Source organism: Mycobacterium sp. 4D054 (assembly GCF_052245755.1).
GTDB lineage: Bacteria > Actinomycetota > Actinomycetes > Mycobacteriales > Mycobacteriaceae > Mycobacterium.
Genome location: NZ_JBQQCF010000035.1, coordinates 1 through 13,568 on the forward strand (window position 1 = coordinate 1; position 13,568 = coordinate 13,568).

The 13,568-nt window shown below is 68.2% G+C and carries 18 protein-coding genes; 14 read left to right on the plus strand and 4 right to left on the minus strand.

Annotated elements, in window-relative coordinates; genetic code table 11:
- Window positions 1-612: 612 nt before the first annotated feature.
- Window positions 613-801, plus strand: a complete 189-nt coding sequence (locus ACTWP6_RS21775) for an excisionase family DNA-binding protein (RefSeq protein WP_443188736.1) — start codon at window positions 613-615, stop codon at window positions 799-801.
- A gap of 7 nt (window positions 802-808) precedes the next feature.
- Here ACTWP6_RS21775 and ACTWP6_RS21780 read toward each other — a convergent pair whose 3' ends face one another.
- The gene (locus ACTWP6_RS21780) at window positions 809-1,966 is read right to left on the minus strand and encodes a tyrosine-type recombinase/integrase (RefSeq protein WP_443188737.1); all 1,158 of its coding nucleotides are present in this window, start codon (window positions 1,964-1,966) and stop codon (window positions 809-811) included.
- Window positions 1,967-2,288: 322 nt separating this feature from the next.
- Between ACTWP6_RS21780 and ACTWP6_RS21785 the strand changes: the two genes are divergently transcribed.
- Together ACTWP6_RS21785 and ACTWP6_RS21790 are read left to right on the plus strand one after the other, a co-directional pair.
- The gene (locus tag ACTWP6_RS21785) at window positions 2,289-2,582 is read left to right on the plus strand and encodes a hypothetical protein (protein WP_260758075.1); all 294 of its coding nucleotides are present in this window, start codon (window positions 2,289-2,291) and stop codon (window positions 2,580-2,582) included.
- A gap of 271 nt (window positions 2,583-2,853) precedes the next feature.
- Window positions 2,854-3,276: a hypothetical protein gene (locus ACTWP6_RS21790; RefSeq protein ID WP_260751840.1), complete on the plus strand. Its 423-nt coding sequence runs from the start codon at window positions 2,854-2,856 to the stop codon at window positions 3,274-3,276.
- Window positions 3,277-3,316: 40 nt separating this feature from the next.
- On the opposite strand, the gene ACTWP6_RS21795 is transcribed toward ACTWP6_RS21790, so the two are convergent.
- Window positions 3,317-3,634 (minus strand): helix-turn-helix transcriptional regulator, encoded by a 318-nt coding sequence (locus tag ACTWP6_RS21795; RefSeq protein WP_396884465.1) that lies wholly within the window; start codon window positions 3,632-3,634, stop codon window positions 3,317-3,319.
- 114 nt (window positions 3,635-3,748) lie between these two features.
- Here ACTWP6_RS21795 and ACTWP6_RS21800 point away from each other — a divergent pair, with 114 nt between their 5' ends.
- The 7 genes from ACTWP6_RS21800 to ACTWP6_RS21830 are packed head-to-tail and all read left to right on the plus strand — an operon-like array spanning window position 3,749 to window position 7,636.
- Window positions 3,749-4,228 (plus strand): SRPBCC family protein, encoded by a 480-nt coding sequence (locus tag ACTWP6_RS21800; protein ID WP_443188738.1) that lies wholly within the window; start codon window positions 3,749-3,751, stop codon window positions 4,226-4,228.
- A gap of 49 nt (window positions 4,229-4,277) precedes the next feature.
- Window positions 4,278-5,000, plus strand: coding sequence for a Clp protease N-terminal domain-containing protein (locus ACTWP6_RS21805; protein WP_260751837.1), 723 nt, complete (start codon window positions 4,278-4,280; stop codon window positions 4,998-5,000).
- 35 nt (window positions 5,001-5,035) lie between these two features.
- Window positions 5,036-5,518 carry an RNA polymerase sigma factor gene (locus ACTWP6_RS21810; protein WP_443188739.1) on the plus strand — a complete coding sequence of 161 codons (483 nt, stop codon included), beginning with the start codon at window positions 5,036-5,038 and terminating at the stop codon, window positions 5,516-5,518.
- The gene (locus ACTWP6_RS21815; RefSeq protein ID WP_443188740.1) at window positions 5,515-6,138 is read left to right on the plus strand and encodes a methylated-DNA--[protein]-cysteine S-methyltransferase; all 624 of its coding nucleotides are present in this window, start codon (window positions 5,515-5,517) and stop codon (window positions 6,136-6,138) included. The genes ACTWP6_RS21810 and ACTWP6_RS21815 overlap by 4 nt, the downstream gene beginning before the upstream one ends.
- An 8-nt stretch (window positions 6,139-6,146) precedes the next feature.
- Window positions 6,147-6,572, plus strand: a complete 426-nt coding sequence (locus ACTWP6_RS21820; RefSeq protein WP_443188741.1) for a PPOX class F420-dependent oxidoreductase — start codon at window positions 6,147-6,149, stop codon at window positions 6,570-6,572.
- A 48-nt stretch (window positions 6,573-6,620) separates the two neighbouring features.
- Window positions 6,621-7,115, plus strand: coding sequence for a hypothetical protein (locus tag ACTWP6_RS21825; protein WP_443188742.1), 495 nt, complete (start codon window positions 6,621-6,623; stop codon window positions 7,113-7,115).
- Window positions 7,100-7,636 (plus strand): GNAT family N-acetyltransferase, encoded by a 537-nt coding sequence (locus ACTWP6_RS21830; protein ID WP_443188743.1) that lies wholly within the window; start codon window positions 7,100-7,102, stop codon window positions 7,634-7,636. The genes ACTWP6_RS21825 and ACTWP6_RS21830 overlap by 16 nt, the downstream gene beginning before the upstream one ends.
- Here ACTWP6_RS21830 and zapE read toward each other — a convergent pair.
- Window positions 7,612-8,649 (minus strand): cell division protein ZapE, encoded by a 1,038-nt coding sequence (gene zapE, locus ACTWP6_RS21835; RefSeq protein ID WP_260751830.1) that lies wholly within the window; start codon window positions 8,647-8,649, stop codon window positions 7,612-7,614. The two genes, ACTWP6_RS21830 and zapE, sit on opposite strands and share 25 nt — an antisense overlap.
- Before the next feature lie 34 nt (window positions 8,650-8,683).
- On the opposite strand from zapE, the gene ACTWP6_RS21840 reads away from it, so the two are divergent.
- From ACTWP6_RS21840 to msrB, 4 genes are read left to right on the plus strand one after another with little or no spacing between them, the layout of a single operon-like run.
- Complete coding sequence (locus ACTWP6_RS21840; RefSeq protein WP_260751822.1) at window positions 8,684-9,472, plus strand: pyrimidine reductase family protein; 789 nt, start codon at window positions 8,684-8,686, stop codon at window positions 9,470-9,472.
- Window positions 9,473-9,526: 54 nt separating this feature from the next.
- Complete coding sequence (locus tag ACTWP6_RS21845) at window positions 9,527-11,086, plus strand: alpha/beta hydrolase (protein ID WP_260751821.1); 1,560 nt, start codon at window positions 9,527-9,529, stop codon at window positions 11,084-11,086.
- Window positions 11,087-11,121: 35 nt separating this feature from the next.
- Window positions 11,122-12,390: an arabinofuranan 3-O-arabinosyltransferase gene (aftC, locus tag ACTWP6_RS21850; protein ID WP_443188744.1), complete on the plus strand. Its 1,269-nt coding sequence runs from the start codon at window positions 11,122-11,124 to the stop codon at window positions 12,388-12,390.
- A gap of 10 nt (window positions 12,391-12,400) precedes the next feature.
- Window positions 12,401-12,820 carry a peptide-methionine (R)-S-oxide reductase MsrB gene (gene msrB, locus ACTWP6_RS21855; protein ID WP_260751814.1) on the plus strand — a complete coding sequence of 140 codons (420 nt, stop codon included), beginning with the start codon at window positions 12,401-12,403 and terminating at the stop codon, window positions 12,818-12,820.
- Between the two features lie 38 nt (window positions 12,821-12,858).
- On the opposite strand, the gene hemQ is transcribed toward msrB, so the two are convergent.
- Complete coding sequence (gene hemQ / locus ACTWP6_RS21860; RefSeq protein ID WP_260751813.1) at window positions 12,859-13,563, minus strand: hydrogen peroxide-dependent heme synthase; 705 nt, start codon at window positions 13,561-13,563, stop codon at window positions 12,859-12,861.
- Window positions 13,564-13,568 lie beyond the last annotated feature (5 nt).

A 13,568-nucleotide genomic window follows, 5' to 3' on the forward strand; every position in this document is an offset into this window, starting at 1 on the left:
CGACGAGCAAAGGACCCAGGAGCACCGGCGAGACGCAACGCCGGAACCCCAGGCCGCCCACGTCAGAACCGCCCACCCACGCCACGAAAAGACCTCAACTACCCGCCACGTGAAAGATCGAGGCTAGCGCGCCGGGGTCGTGTCCATGTCGTAGTGCGAGTTCGTCCTGATGGTGCAGACCGGCTGGCAGGGGAAGTCCATCTACGGGGTGATCTCGGACCCGATCCTGTCGTTGGCGATCTCGGACCCGGCCCTGTAGTTGGTGACCGAGAAGTAGTTGGTGACCGGGAAGTAGGAGAAGGTCATCTACAGCGGCGGGAGAAGGTGGTCTAGACGTTCCTCGGCGTGTCGACAGCACGGCGTGTCGCCACCCGTGGAGAAGCGTTGCCGCGCAGACGATTACCGTCAGGCGTTCGTCACTCGATGACTAAGGGCAAGCTGGTGAGCTGCGGATACCGGGTGCGTAGAGCGTTGCTAGAGTGCATCCGCTGATTGCCGGTCATGGACACGAAACCTGTTGGTGGACATATGCGTAACAAGATCAGCGAGCTAGTCGGGCGCGGTGTGTACGGTCGCGGCCATCAAGTTCCGCTAAAGCACCGGAGTTTCACAATGGCTCAGCGCCGATACGTCTCGATCCAGGACGCCGCGAAATATCTCGGCGTCACCGACCGCACCATCCGCGCCATGATCAGCGACGGCAGGCTGACCGGATACCGCAACGGCACCCGCCTCGTGCGGGTCGACCTCAACGAGGTGGACGCCAGGATGACGGCGTTCGGCGGCGGGGCGTCGGCGTAGGCAGTCGCTACTGCCCAAGCGCGATCTTGGAGAGCGCCGACGCGATGACCTGGTCGCGCCCCTGCGCCGCGTGCTGGTACCGCATCGCCGCCTGGGGCGTGGAGTGACCCAGACGGGCCATCAGCTCGGCCAGCGTGGCACCTGTGGCGGCAGCCAGTACGGCACCGGAATGCCGAAGATCGTGGAATCGAAGATCGCCACGGTCGGCGGTGTTGCGGGCCTTGTAGTAGTGCCGGTAGAACGTCGCGGGCGCTAGGTGCCCGCCATTCTTGGCGGGGAACAGCAGCGCGTTCGACCCGCCGTTGACATGCACCGCGAGGTGGTCGCGGATCACGGGCACGAGATGGGGCGGGATGGCTACGTCGCGGATTCCAGCGTCGGATTTGGGCGGTCCGATCTCGAATCCATTCTTAGTGCGACTCACGGCGCGTTCTACCCGAATAACCCCGGTGTGGACGGTCTCCCCCTCGGCATCCACGGTCGTCGTCAACACGATGTCTTTGCGGCGCAGCTCGGTCAGCTCACCGAAGCGCAGAGCGCACCACGACGCCAACAGAATCATGGCCTTGTACTGTTCGGGCATCTCCGTGGTGATCTTCTCGATCTCGGGCAGCGCGGCGGGCCTGATCTGCTTGACCCGCTTCGTGCTCCCTGCTCCTCGGATCGCGCACGGGTTGGCGCTGATCTTGCCGTCGCTTGCCGCAGTTCCCAGGATCGTGCGCAGCAGGCCGTAGGTGTGCGACCGCAATGTTGGGGTGCCGGTGGCGAACGTGGCGTACCAGGAACGCACATCGTCGACGGTGATCGAGGTCAACGGCAGCGACCCGAACGGCCCGATCAGGTGGCGCTCCAGCAGCACCTCGTAATGCTCGCGGGTGCGCTGCTTGATGTCGCGCTGCTTGATCCAGTTGCGGGCGTAGTCCGCGAACGTGGTTCGCGTGATCTTCGGCGTGGCCTCCGGTGGCGTCCACGCCTTGCTGATGATCTCGGCCTGGCGCAGCGACAACCAGCCGCGCGCATCGGCCTTCGCCAGGAACGTGGTCGGGGCCTTGTAGCGGCGTCCATCGGGGCCGTAGTACATGGCCCGGTAGCGCCCGCTGGGAAGCTGCTGGACCGTGCCGAAGGTTCCGGCCTGCCTCGTCTTGCGACCCTCACCGCGCGCCATGCTGACCTCCGTGAACTGACCCTCGTCTCGCGTGAACTGAGAGGAACCCAGTTCATCAGTTCATGCACTGAACGTGAACTGACACAGCACACTTTACTGCCGCGTGGTTCCGCATGGTTCCATTAGTCAAAACCTGTGTCAGCCCAGCTCATAGGCAGTTTTTGCTGCTTGCTTAGTACAATCGTAGCAAACGTGAAATAGGATTCAATCCCAGTATCGCGCACCACAATCGGCAACAGGCCCGGGCTCGTCCCGGGCCTTTTTCGTTCCCCGGTCCGACTGCCCTCCACCACATTTCGAACATATGATCGAAGGCGTGGCGATGCAGAAAATCGGGCATGGCGGTCAACCTCTCCGCCCGGTCTTCCGGCGCGTCCACCCCCCACGACCCGTCCTGGTCGACCTGGTCGCACTGTTCCCTCGCGAACCGCACTGCGAGGGTCGCTACCACCCGAACGGCCTGCAGATGGATTCGATCGTCGAGGGCCAGCTCAAGTGCTGGGGGCTCAGCGAGCAGGGCCGGTGGTGGGGACTGGTCACCTACCCCATCAAGCACGGCAGCGAGAAGGATCCGGTGACGCACTGGGTGCCGGCGTCGGTGCTGCGACTCAGATAGTAGAGGACAAGTCGAACTCACCGGTGTCGCCGGCTGAGTTTTCGAAGCAGAGACCTAACTGTCTATTAGGTCTCTCTCAGGTTCGGGCCATAGCTTCGTCAGTGTTCGGTTGATTCAACCGTCAAGACGAACCCGATACGCTCGGCCCGCCACCAACCCCCCGGGTGGCGGGCCGAGATCGTCGTCAGGACCGAAACCTCACAGCGCCCCCGCCCCACCCGCTAATCTCGCGGTACGCCGGTACGGTTTTCTGACGACCCAGGGGTGGAACATGATCCGCGAAACACTCGCAGCAGCCGCGCTCGGTGCTGCGGTCTTCGGCACCGCGCCGGCCGCCTCGGCGGAGCCGGGGCCGATGTATCCCGACAAGCCGGGCCGCTACGACACCGACGTACCGGGCATGGTCTACGACGCGCACCTCACCGCCCCGTGCACCAACATGGACCGCTTCACGTTCGGACGCGGCCCGGGCGGCGAAGCGTTGCAGTGCCGGTGGATTCCGAACCAGTGGCCGCCGATCTACACCGGTTTCTGGCAGATCAGCTACGAACTTGTCGGGGTCCGCGACATCGGCAGCCCCTGCCCCAAGCGGCAATCCGCCGCCCAGGCCCCCGACGGCCGCCCCCTGGTCTGCATGGGCACCCAGGGGTGGCAGGCCGGCAAGTTCAACGGGGTCGGCTTCACGCCGATGTGATCCCGATGGTGCCCTCCGCGCGTCTCCGCGGAGGCGGCCGTCACGACGAGCGCAGCGTGCGACTCGGCTCGATGCCGAACACCTCTTTATAAGCGCTACTGAACCGTCCGGGGTGGCTGAACCCGCACCGCCCCGCGATCGAGGTCACCGTGTCGTAGGCCGGATCGGCGGACTTCAGTTCGCGGTGCGCCCGCTCCAGCCTGATCCGCCTGAGGTATTCGAGCGGCGTGGTCGCCATGTGCTCGCGGAACGCGTATTGGATGGCCCGCGGCGTGACATCGGCCGCGGCGGCGATATCGCGAATCGTGATGTCGTACTGCGCGTTCTCGTGAATGAAGTCCAACGCCCGGCGCAGCATCCGAGGCTCTGTCGAAGATTTCTCGTTGGCCCTCATGGTGATCTCGGGTTCCCGGCTTGTACGCGGTGCGAAACACGAGAGTGACCCGTACCACTGGCATGGCACCATCGAGCGATGACCGATCGCATCGAGGTTTCCCGCACCATCGCCGCGCCCGCCGCCGACATATTCGCCGTCCTGTGCGATCCGCAGGGCCATGTCGCCATCGACGCCACCGGGATGCTGCAGGACGCCGACGGCGAGCCCGTCCGCGGCGCCGGGGACGCCTTCGTCGTGCACATGGACCGCGAGGCGCTCAACGACTATCCCGAACTGGGCCGCTACGACGTGACGGTGCGAATCACCGACTACGAGCAGGACCGATTGATCGCATGGACCATCCTGGGCCGGCTCAAACCGCAGATCGGCCACGTCTACGGCTACCGCCTGGAGCCCGCCGAGCAGGGCACGCTGGTCACCTCGTTCTACGACTGGTCCGACATTCACCAGCAGTGGCGGGACGCCGGCATCTTCCCGGTGGTGTCCGAGCTCGCTCTGCGCGCAACCCTGGGCATCCTCGACCGCACCGTGCGCCGCGGCTATCCGCACCGCTGATCGTCAACAACGGGTTGACGACAACGGTTCGTCAACCTACGGTTGACGCATGAGTGATGCCGCGAAGATCAGCCACCCCGTCCGTCTCGACGACCTCATCGACGTGATCACCCGGGTGCACGACGAGCCGCTTGACCAACTCACCGATGCGGTTCTGGCCGCCGAGGCCCTCGGCGAGGTGGCCGATCACCTGATCGGGCATTTCGTCGACCAGGCGCGTCGCTCAGGCGCGTCGTGGACCGAGATCGGCAGATGCATGGGCGTCACCAAACAGGCCGCGCAGAAACGGTTCGTCCCCCGGACCCCCACCGACACCGGCGCGCTGGACCCCAACGCCGGCTTCAGCCGGTTCACCGACCGCGCCCGCGCCGTGATCGTCGAGGCGCAGAACAGGGCGCACGCCGCCGGCAATCCGGAGATCCTGCCCGCACACCTGATCCTCGGCCTGTTCGCCGATCCGACCGGGCTGGCGGCGCGCCTGCTCGCCGGCCAGGGCGTCGACGTCGCCGTGGCCGCCGGACGTGTCACGCTGCCACCGGCAGTGGCCGACGTCCCGGCGCTGATCCCGTTCGACACCCGCGCCAAGAAAGCCCTCGAGCTGACCTTCCGGCAGGCACTGCGGCTGGGGCACAACTACGTCGGGACCGAGCACCTGCTGCTGGCCCTGTACGAAGAGGAGGACGACGACGGCGTGCTGCACGGCCTCGGCGTCGACTGGAACCGGTTCGAGCGCGAGCTCCGCGACGCGCTGGAGGCGTTCTCCGCGCAGTGATCTCACATCCGCGCCCGACGCGGCGTCTACATGATGTGAAGGTGCGACCGTTCGAAGAGATCGTGGCCCGCCACGGCGCCACCGTGTTGCGGGTGTGCCGAGCGGTCGTCGGCCCGGACGACGCCGAGGACGCCTGGTCCGAGACGTTCCTGTCGGCGCTGCGGGCCTACCCCGGCCTGCCTGAGGACGCCAACGTCGAGGCCTGGCTGGTCACCATCGCGCACCGGCGCGCTGTCGATGCCGGGCGGGCCCGCAACCGACGCGCCGTGCCCGTCGCCGCGCTGCCCGAGCGCGCCGACGTCACGGCCGACCTGGCACGCCGCGACGGGGATCTGTGGGCGGCGTTGCAGCGTCTCCCCGACAAGCAGCGGCACGCGGTGGCCTACCACCACATCGCCGGACTGCCGTTCAGCGAGATCGCCACCATCCTCGGCAACAGTCCCGCCGCGGCCCGCCGCGCCGCCGCCGACGGCATCCGGAACCTGCGGGCGCACTACCGAGAGGACGAAACCCCATGATCGCCACCATGTTCGACCTATCAGCCCCAGACGACGGCGACACGCTGACCCGCCTGCACCGCAGCCTGGCCTCGGCGGCCGATGCCGACGGAATCCTCGACCTCGCCTACCGCACGGTCGACTCCCCCGTCGGCACCCTGCTGCTGGCGGCCACCCCGGCCGGGCTGGTCAGGGTCGCGTTCGACGTCGAGATCCACGACGCGGTGCTGGCCAGGCTCGCCGAGACGCTGAGCCCGCGCATTCTGCACGCCCCGGCCCGGCTGGATCCCGTCGCCCGCCAGCTCGACGAGTACTTCGGCAAGCGGCGCACCAGCTTCGACCTTCCGGTGGACCTGCGCCTGACCGGCGGGTTCCGTCGCGACGTCATCGAGCACCTGCGCAAAATCGGATACGGGCACCGAGAAAGTTATGCCCAGGTCGCCGCCGCCGTCGGCAACCCTCGCGCCGTCCGGGCGGTCGGCACCGCCTGCGCCCGTAACCCCCTGCCCGTGGTTGTCCCCTGCCACCGCGTGGTGCGTTCGGACGGTGGCACCGGACAGTACGTCGGCGGCCCGCGCGCCAAGACCGCCCTGCTCGCGCTGGAAGCGGCCCGGGGAATGAAACCGGACCCCACGCCGTAGAACCGGGCATGAAACTCAACGACGCCGCCCGCGCTCTGATCGGCGACGGCGCGGACGCCACGCTGGTCACCCTGAATCCCGACGGTAGCCCGCAGGTCACACTGGTTTGGGTGGCGCTGCAATCCACCCCCGACGGAGACGAATTGGTCACCGCCCACCTCGCCGAGCACAAGAAGGTGCGTAACGTGCGGCGCGACGCGCGCGTCGCGGTCACGATCCTCTCCCGCGACGGCGTCGGGCAGGCGATGCGCCCGTATCTGTCCGTCAACGGCACCGCGCGCGTGGTCGCGGGTGGAGCACCCGAACTGCTCGCCGGACTCGCCCAGACGCTGGCCGCGCCCGGTACCCCGTTCCCGCCCGACGACGCGCCTCCCGGGTTCCTGACTCGGATCCGCATCGACAAGATCGGCGGCGTCGGCCCCTGGGCGTCCTGACGGGCAAGACCATCCAGTGCCCGGCGCCGGTGTGCGATCATGCCAAGCATGCGTCGCTGGCTCGTACTCCTGCTCGCCACCCTGGCGGCCCTGGGCGGTGTCGCCGCACCGACGGCGTCGGCGGCCGACATTCCGATCGGGCGTCTCGGTGAGACGCTGCGCGTCGAATACGAAGGCCTGGTCGCCGACGTATCGGTGAACAACATCCTGCCGTCGCCCCCGCCGCCCGGGTTCGGCTATCCGCCGCGCGCGCCGCGCTACCAGGTCTACCGGGCCGACATCACCGTCACCCCGATCCAGGTGCCGACGCCGTACGCGATGGCGATCACGTTCTCGTTCCGCGGCGTCACCCCGACCGGCGACGCCTACGAGTCGCGCAACAGCGACGCCCCCGACGCGCTGCAGCACATGATGCAAAGCGCCGTGGCGGGCCGGCCGTTCACCGGCGGAGTCTGGTGGGACTGCTACCGCGACCTGGTGTCCAACGTCGTGCTGCTGGACAAGATCACCGGAACCCGCCTGGCCCAATGGAACGTCGGCTGAGAGTCGAGCCCGCCGGCACCGATCGCGTCGCCGAACTCGCCGACGTCGCCGCGCGCACCTTCCCGCTGGCATGCCCGCCCTCGGCGGAGCCCGACGACATCGCGGCGTTCATCACCGAGAACCTGTCCCCCGAGCGGTTCACCGAGTACCTCGCCGACCCGCACCGAGCGGTTCTCACCGCCGTCGAGGACGGCGGGATTCTCGGCTACGCCATGATGATCCGCGGCGTGCCCGACGACCCCGACGTCGCGGAGGCGGTCACCGCCCACCCCACGGTGGAGCTGTCCAAGATGTACGTGCTGCCCGAGGTTCACGGCGCGGGCACCGCCGCCGCGCTGATGACCGCGGCGCTGCGGCACGCGGACACGCTCGGCGCGGCGTCCGTGTGGCTCGGGGTGAACCAGCGCAACGAACGCGCACAGCGCTTCTACGCCAAGCACGGCTTCGCCGTCGCGGGCACCAAGCGGTTCCGTCTCGGCGCCCATTGGGAGCAGGACTACGTGATGGTGCGGCCGGCCTGACCGGCCGCGGTCAGCGCCAGCAGGCGGGACGTGGCCCGCAGGTATTTCTTCCGGAAGCCGCCCGCGAGCATCTCGTCGCTGAAGATGGTGTCGAGCTTGGTGCCCGACGCGACAACCGGGATGCCCGCGTCGTAGAGGCGGTCGGTCAGCGACACCAGCCGCAGCGCCACGTTCTGGTCGTCGATCGGGTGCACCCCGGTGATGAACACCGCCGCCACGCCTTCGATCAACGTCAGGTACCGGGACGGGTGCATCGTGGCCAGGTGTGCGCACAGCGCGTCGAAGTCGTCGAGCGTCGCGCCCGACACCTCCGCGGCCCGCTCGGCCACCTCGGCGTCGGTCCGCGGCTCGGGCGCCGGCGGCAGATCGCGGTGCCGGTAGTCCGGGCCCTCGATCCGCACGGTGGTGAACATCGCTGCCAGCGTGTGGATCTCGCGCAGGAAATCCTGCGCCGCGAAGCGCCCCTCCCCGAGCTGCTCGGGCAGCGTGTTCGACGTCGCGGCAACCGACACGCCGCGCTCGACAAGCGCGGACAGCAGCCGCGAGATCAGCGTGGTGTTGCCAGGGTCGTCGAGCTCGAACTCGTCGATGCACACCAGCACGTAGTCGGAGAGCAGGTCGATGCACTCGATGAAACCGAACACCCCGGCCAACTGTGTTAACTCACCGAACGTCGCGAACGCCTTCTGGCCGGACACCGCGTAGTAGGACGAGGCCAGCAGGTGGGTCTTGCCGACGCCGAACCCACCGTCGAGGTACACCCCGACCCCGGGCAACACCTCCCGCTTGCCGAACAGCTTCTTCTTGCCGGCGCGCCGCTGCTCGGCCTGCTCGCAGAACTGCCGGCAGGTCTGCACCGCCGCGGCCTGCGTCGGTTCGGCTGGATCGGGGCGGTAGCTGTCGAAGCTCACGTCGGCGAATGTGGGCGGCGGGATCAGCTGAGCGATCAGACGTTCCGGTGTGACGCTGGGCTGCCGATCTACCAGATGTGCGACATCACTGGACCCGTGCATGCACGCACCCTATCGGCGTGCTGTGATTCTTCGTATGTCCGGCGACGCTGACGGGACGCAGTTCACACTGTTGGGCCGCGTGGGGGAACTCGGTCCGGCCGATCTCGCAGCGCGCTACACCTACCCCGACGGGCTGCGGTCCTGCTGGGTGCGCGCCAACATGATCGCCTCCGCCGACGGCGGCGCGACCAGCGGCGGTAAATCCGGCGAGCTCGGCGGTGCCGGGGACCGCGCGCTGTTCGCGGCGCTGCGCGAACACGCCGACGTCATCCTGGTGGGGGCGTCCACGGTGCGGGTGGAGAACTACTCGGGCGCGCAGCTCGGCGCCGCCGCGCGCCTCGAGCGGCAGCGCAGGGGTCAGTCGGAGGTGCCGCCGATCGCTGTCCTCACCCGCTCCGGGCAGCTCGACCATGACCTCAAGCTCTTCCACCGCACCGAGGTGACGCCGCTGATCCTGACGACCTCCGACGCACTCGACGACACCCGCCGGCGACTGGGCCGGCTCGCCGAGGTGCTCGACGCCTCCGGCGCCGACCCGCGATCGGTGGACCTGCGCACCGCGCTGCAGATGCTTGCCGAGCGCGGTCTGCTGCGGGTGCTCACCGAAGGCGGTCCGGCCATCCTCGGCATGTTCACCGAGGCGGACCTGCTCGACGAACTGTGCCTGACGGTCGCGCCGGTGCTCGTCGGCGGCGAGGCGAACCGGATCGTCACCGGCCCCGGCGAGGTGCACAGCGACATGGAACTGCTGCACGCGCTCACCGACGACCGCGGTTATCTGTACCTGCGCTACATCCGCGACCGGCTCGGCCGCGGCAGCTAGATTCGCGGCTCGGCCGCGGCAGCTAGATACCCGCCGGTCAGTACTGTGGTGCCCATGCGTCGTCTGGTGCCGGCTGTCGTGCTGTCGATGGCCGTCGTGCTCCCGCTGGCGGCCTGCTCCCCCGGCCTGGCCGCCAACCCCCGCTTCGCGACCGACTCCGGCGCCGGCCCCCAGGGTGAGCCGCAAACCAGCGACCAACCCGCCGGACCGCCCGCCGTCGAGGCTCCGAAGAACGACCTCTCCTGGCGGGACTGCACCTCGCGGGTGTTCGCCGCCGCGGCCGTGGAAGCGCTGCCGGGGGTGAAGCTCGACTGCGCCAGCTACGACGCGGACCTGGATCCGATCAACGGCGCCACCGGCACCGTGAGCATCGGCGTGGTGCGCGCGACGTCCGTGCAGACCCCCGCCGACGCCGGCCCGCTCGTGATGACCACAGGCTCGGACGTGCCGTCATCGGTGCAGCTGCCGGTATGGCTGTCCCGGGCGGGCGCCGACGTCCTCGCGAGCCACCCGATCGTGTCGGTGGACCGCCGCGGCATCGGCATGTCCGGGGCGCTGGACTGCCGCGACCTGTTCGACCGGCAGGAGATGTTCGAGCAGGCCCAGTTCCAGGCCGGCGACGATCCCGTCGCCAACCTGGCAGCGATCACCATGACCGCGACGACCAGCTGCACCGACACCATCGCCCCGGGTGACTCGGCCTACGACAACGCGCATGCCGCCGAGGACATCGAACGGCTGCGCACCACCTGGGACGTGCCCGCACTGGCCCTGCTCGGCATCGGCAACGGCGCCCAGGTGGCGCTGGCCTACGCGGGGTCGCATCCGAACAAGGTCGCCCGCCTGCTGCTGGACTCGCCGCTGCCGCTGGGAATCTCGGCTGAAGCCGCGACCGAACAGCGGGTCAAGGGCGAACAGGCCGCGCTCGACGCGTGGGCCACCCAGTGCCTGGCCACCAACTGTCCGGCCGGGCCCGATCCGTTGGGTGCGGTCGACGCGCTGCTCGCCGACGCGCGCGCGGGCCGCGGACCCGGCGGGGCGTCGGTGGCCGCGGTCGCCCACGCCATCTCGACCGCGCTGGGCTACCCGCGCGCCGGCCGCGTCGACGCGGGCAACGAGCTCGCACTGGCCGTCGCCGACGCCCGCAACGGCGACACCAACCGATTCAACAACCTCATCAACCAGGCCGAGACCCTGCGCCAGACCGACGGACAGTTCGTCAACACCTGCAGCGACGCACTGAACCGGCCCACCCCCGATCGGGTCCGGGAACTCGTGGTCGCGTGGGGCAAGATGTATCCGCAGTTCGGCACCGTGGGTGCGTTGGACATGGTCAAGTGCCTCAACTGGCCCAGCGGCAGCGCCCCGAAAGAGCCCAGCGGCCTGGAGATCCCGACCCTGCTGCTGGGCGTGCAGAACGACCCGATCGTCGGCAACGAAGGCGTCGCGGCCGTGGCCGCCACCGCCATCAACGCCGGCTCGGCGAACCGGCGGGTGATGTGGCAGGGCATCGGACACGGCGCGACGATCTACTCGCCCTGCGCCCTGCCCCCCGCGATCGAATACCTCAAGACCGGTCAGCTTCCGTCCACCGACACGTACTGCCCGGCCTGACGGTTCCCTGGGAACCCTGCGGTACGGTGCGGGGCGTGCGCGATCTTGTTCTGACGGTTTTCCGGCCTCGCACGACACCTCCCACCACGGCGTCGGTGCTGCGATCCATCCTGTGGCCGTTGGCCATCATGGCGGTGATCCACCGCAGCTACGTGCTCGTCTTCAACCGCTACATCACCGACGACTTCGCGCCCGTCTACCGGGCTGTCATCAACTTCAAGTTCGGCTGGGACATCTACAACGAGCACTTCGACCACGTCGACCCGCACTACCTCTATCCCCCGGGCGGCACGCTGATCATCGCGCCGTTCGGCTATTTGCCCGAGGTCGCGTCGCGCAACTGGTTCATCTTCTTCAATACCGTCGCGATCATCCTGGCCGGCTATTTCCTTCTGCGGCTGTTCAACTACACGCTGTCCTCGGTGGCGGCGCCGGCGCTGCTGCTGGCGATGTTCTGCACCGAAAGCGTCACCAACACACTGGTGTTCGGCAACATCAACGGCGTCATCCTGCTGCTGGAGGTGCTGTTCTTCCGGTGGCTGCTGGACGGCAACCGCAGCCACGAATGGTGGGCCGGGGTAGCCATCGGCCTGACCCTGGTGGTCAAACCGCTGATCGCGCCGCTGCTGCTGCTGCCGCTGCTGAACCGGCAGTGGCGGGCGCTGGTGACCGCGTTCCTGGTGCCGGTCGCGTTCAACCTCGCGGCCTGGCCGCTGATCAGCGACCCGATGAACTTCGTTACCCGCACGGTGCCGTACATCCTGTCCACCCGCGACTACTTCAACAGCTCCATCCTGGGCAACGGCATCTACTACGGCCTGCCGATGTGGCTGATCATGGCGCTGCGGGTCACGTTTGTGGTGCTCGGCGTGATCGCGCTGTGGCTGCTGTACCGCTACTACCGAACCCGCGATCCGTTCTTCTGGATGCTGACCTCGTCCGGAGTGCTGCTGGTGACCTCCTGGCTGGTGCTGTCGCTGGGGCAGGGCTACTACTACTCGATCGTGCTGTTCCCGTTCCTGATGACCGTGGTGCTGCCCAATTCGGTGATCCGCAACTGGGTGGCCTGGCTGGCTGCGTACGGGTTCCTGACCATGGACCGCTGGCTGCTGTGGCAGCTTCCGTCGACCGGGCGCGCACTGGAATACCTGAAGATCACCTTCGGCTGGTCGCTGATGGCGGTGGTGATCTTCTCCGTGCTGTTGTTCCGCTACCTCGACGCCAAACGGGACGGCCGCCTCGACGAGGGCATCGATCCGCCGTGGATGAAGCAGCTGGCCCCGGCGGTCAAGTCGTCCGAGTAGCCTGAAACCCATGACAGGTCCCAAGCTCGAACTCACCGACGACCAATGGCGCGAACGGCTGACGCCGCAGGAGTTCGCGGTGCTGCGGCGGGCCGGTACCGAGCGTCCGTTCACCGGTGAGTACACCGACACCAAGACCGAGGGTGTATACCAGTGCCGCGCCTGCGGCGCCGAATTGTTCCGCAGCACCGAGAAGTTCGAGTCGCACTGCGGCTGGCCGTCGTTCTTCGACCCGGCCGATTCTGACGCGGTGATCCTGCGGCGCGACGACTCGCTGGGCATGCGCCGGGTCGAGGTGCTGTGCGCCAACTGCCACAGTCACCTGGGCCACGTCTTCGAGGGTGAGGGCTACCCGACCCCGACCGATCAGCGCTACTGCATCAACTCGATCTCGCTGCGGCTGGTGCCGACGGAGTCACAGCAGTCCTGACACCTGGGCCGTCGTGACGGCGATGGCCGGCTGCCGCATCAGGGCAGCGCGGCCACCAGCTGCTCGACCGACACCCGCGGGCCGGTGAAGAACGGCGTCTCCTCGCGCACGTGACGGCGCGCGTCCGTGGCCCGCAGATCCCGCATCAGGTCGACGATGCGGTGCAGTTCCGGCGCCTCGAACGCCAGCAGCCATTCGTAGTCGCCGAGCGCGAACGCCGGCACCGTGTTTGCGCGCACGTCCTTGTAGCCGCGCGCGGCCATCCCGTGCTCGGCGAGCATGCGGCGACGCTCGTCGTCGGGAAGCAGGTACCACTCCAGGGACCGCACGAACGGGTAGACGCAGATGTAGGCGCCGGGCTCCTCGCCGGCCAGAAACGCCGGGATGTGGCTCTTGTTGAACTCGGCCGGCCGGTGCAGCGCCACGTTGCTCCACACCGGGGCGGACGCCCGGCCCAGCGCGGTGGTGCGCCGCAAATCCGAGTAGGTCTTCTGCAGAGCCTCGACGGTCGGCGCGTGGGTCCACATCATGAAATCGGCGTCCGCGCGCATCCCGGCGACGTCGTAGAGGCCGCGCACGACCACTCCCGAATCCTCCTGCCGTTTCAGGAAGGTCGCGGTCTCGTCGACGACGGCTGCCCGGGCGTCATCCGCGGTGTCGAGCACACCCGGTTTCACCGCGAACACCGAGAACATCAGGTAGCGGATCGTCGAGTTCAGTTCGTCGTAATCGAGCTTGGCCATGCGCC

Coding starts and splice junctions, on each gene's coding strand:
- ACTWP6_RS21775 (WP_443188736.1), top strand. CDS start 613: ATGGCTCAGCGCCGATACGTCTCGATCCAGGACGCCGCGAAATATCTC.
- ACTWP6_RS21805 (WP_260751837.1), top strand. CDS start 4,278: ATGAGTGATGCCGCGAAGATCAGCCACCCCGTCCGTCTCGACGACCTC.
- ACTWP6_RS21795 (WP_396884465.1), bottom strand. CDS start 3,634: ATGCTGCGCCGGGCGTTGGACTTCATTCACGAGAACGCGCAGTACGAC.
- ACTWP6_RS21840 (WP_260751822.1), top strand. CDS start 8,684: ATGTCCGGCGACGCTGACGGGACGCAGTTCACACTGTTGGGCCGCGTG.
- ACTWP6_RS21800 (WP_443188738.1), top strand. CDS start 3,749: ATGACCGATCGCATCGAGGTTTCCCGCACCATCGCCGCGCCCGCCGCC.
- ACTWP6_RS21780 (WP_443188737.1), bottom strand. CDS start 1,966: ATGGCGCGCGGTGAGGGTCGCAAGACGAGGCAGGCCGGAACCTTCGGC.
- ACTWP6_RS21815 (WP_443188740.1), top strand. CDS start 5,515: ATGATCGCCACCATGTTCGACCTATCAGCCCCAGACGACGGCGACACG.
- ACTWP6_RS21790 (WP_260751840.1), top strand. CDS start 2,854: ATGATCCGCGAAACACTCGCAGCAGCCGCGCTCGGTGCTGCGGTCTTC.
- ACTWP6_RS21820 (WP_443188741.1), top strand. CDS start 6,147: ATGAAACTCAACGACGCCGCCCGCGCTCTGATCGGCGACGGCGCGGAC.
- ACTWP6_RS21845 (WP_260751821.1), top strand. CDS start 9,527: ATGCGTCGTCTGGTGCCGGCTGTCGTGCTGTCGATGGCCGTCGTGCTC.
- ACTWP6_RS21825 (WP_443188742.1), top strand. CDS start 6,621: ATGCGTCGCTGGCTCGTACTCCTGCTCGCCACCCTGGCGGCCCTGGGC.
- zapE (WP_260751830.1), bottom strand. CDS start 8,649: ATGCACGGGTCCAGTGATGTCGCACATCTGGTAGATCGGCAGCCCAGC.
- ACTWP6_RS21785 (WP_260758075.1), top strand. CDS start 2,289: ATGCAGAAAATCGGGCATGGCGGTCAACCTCTCCGCCCGGTCTTCCGG.
- ACTWP6_RS21830 (WP_443188743.1), top strand. CDS start 7,100: ATGGAACGTCGGCTGAGAGTCGAGCCCGCCGGCACCGATCGCGTCGCC.
- hemQ (WP_260751813.1), bottom strand. CDS start 13,563: ATGGCCAAGCTCGATTACGACGAACTGAACTCGACGATCCGCTACCTG.
- msrB (WP_260751814.1), top strand. CDS start 12,401: ATGACAGGTCCCAAGCTCGAACTCACCGACGACCAATGGCGCGAACGG.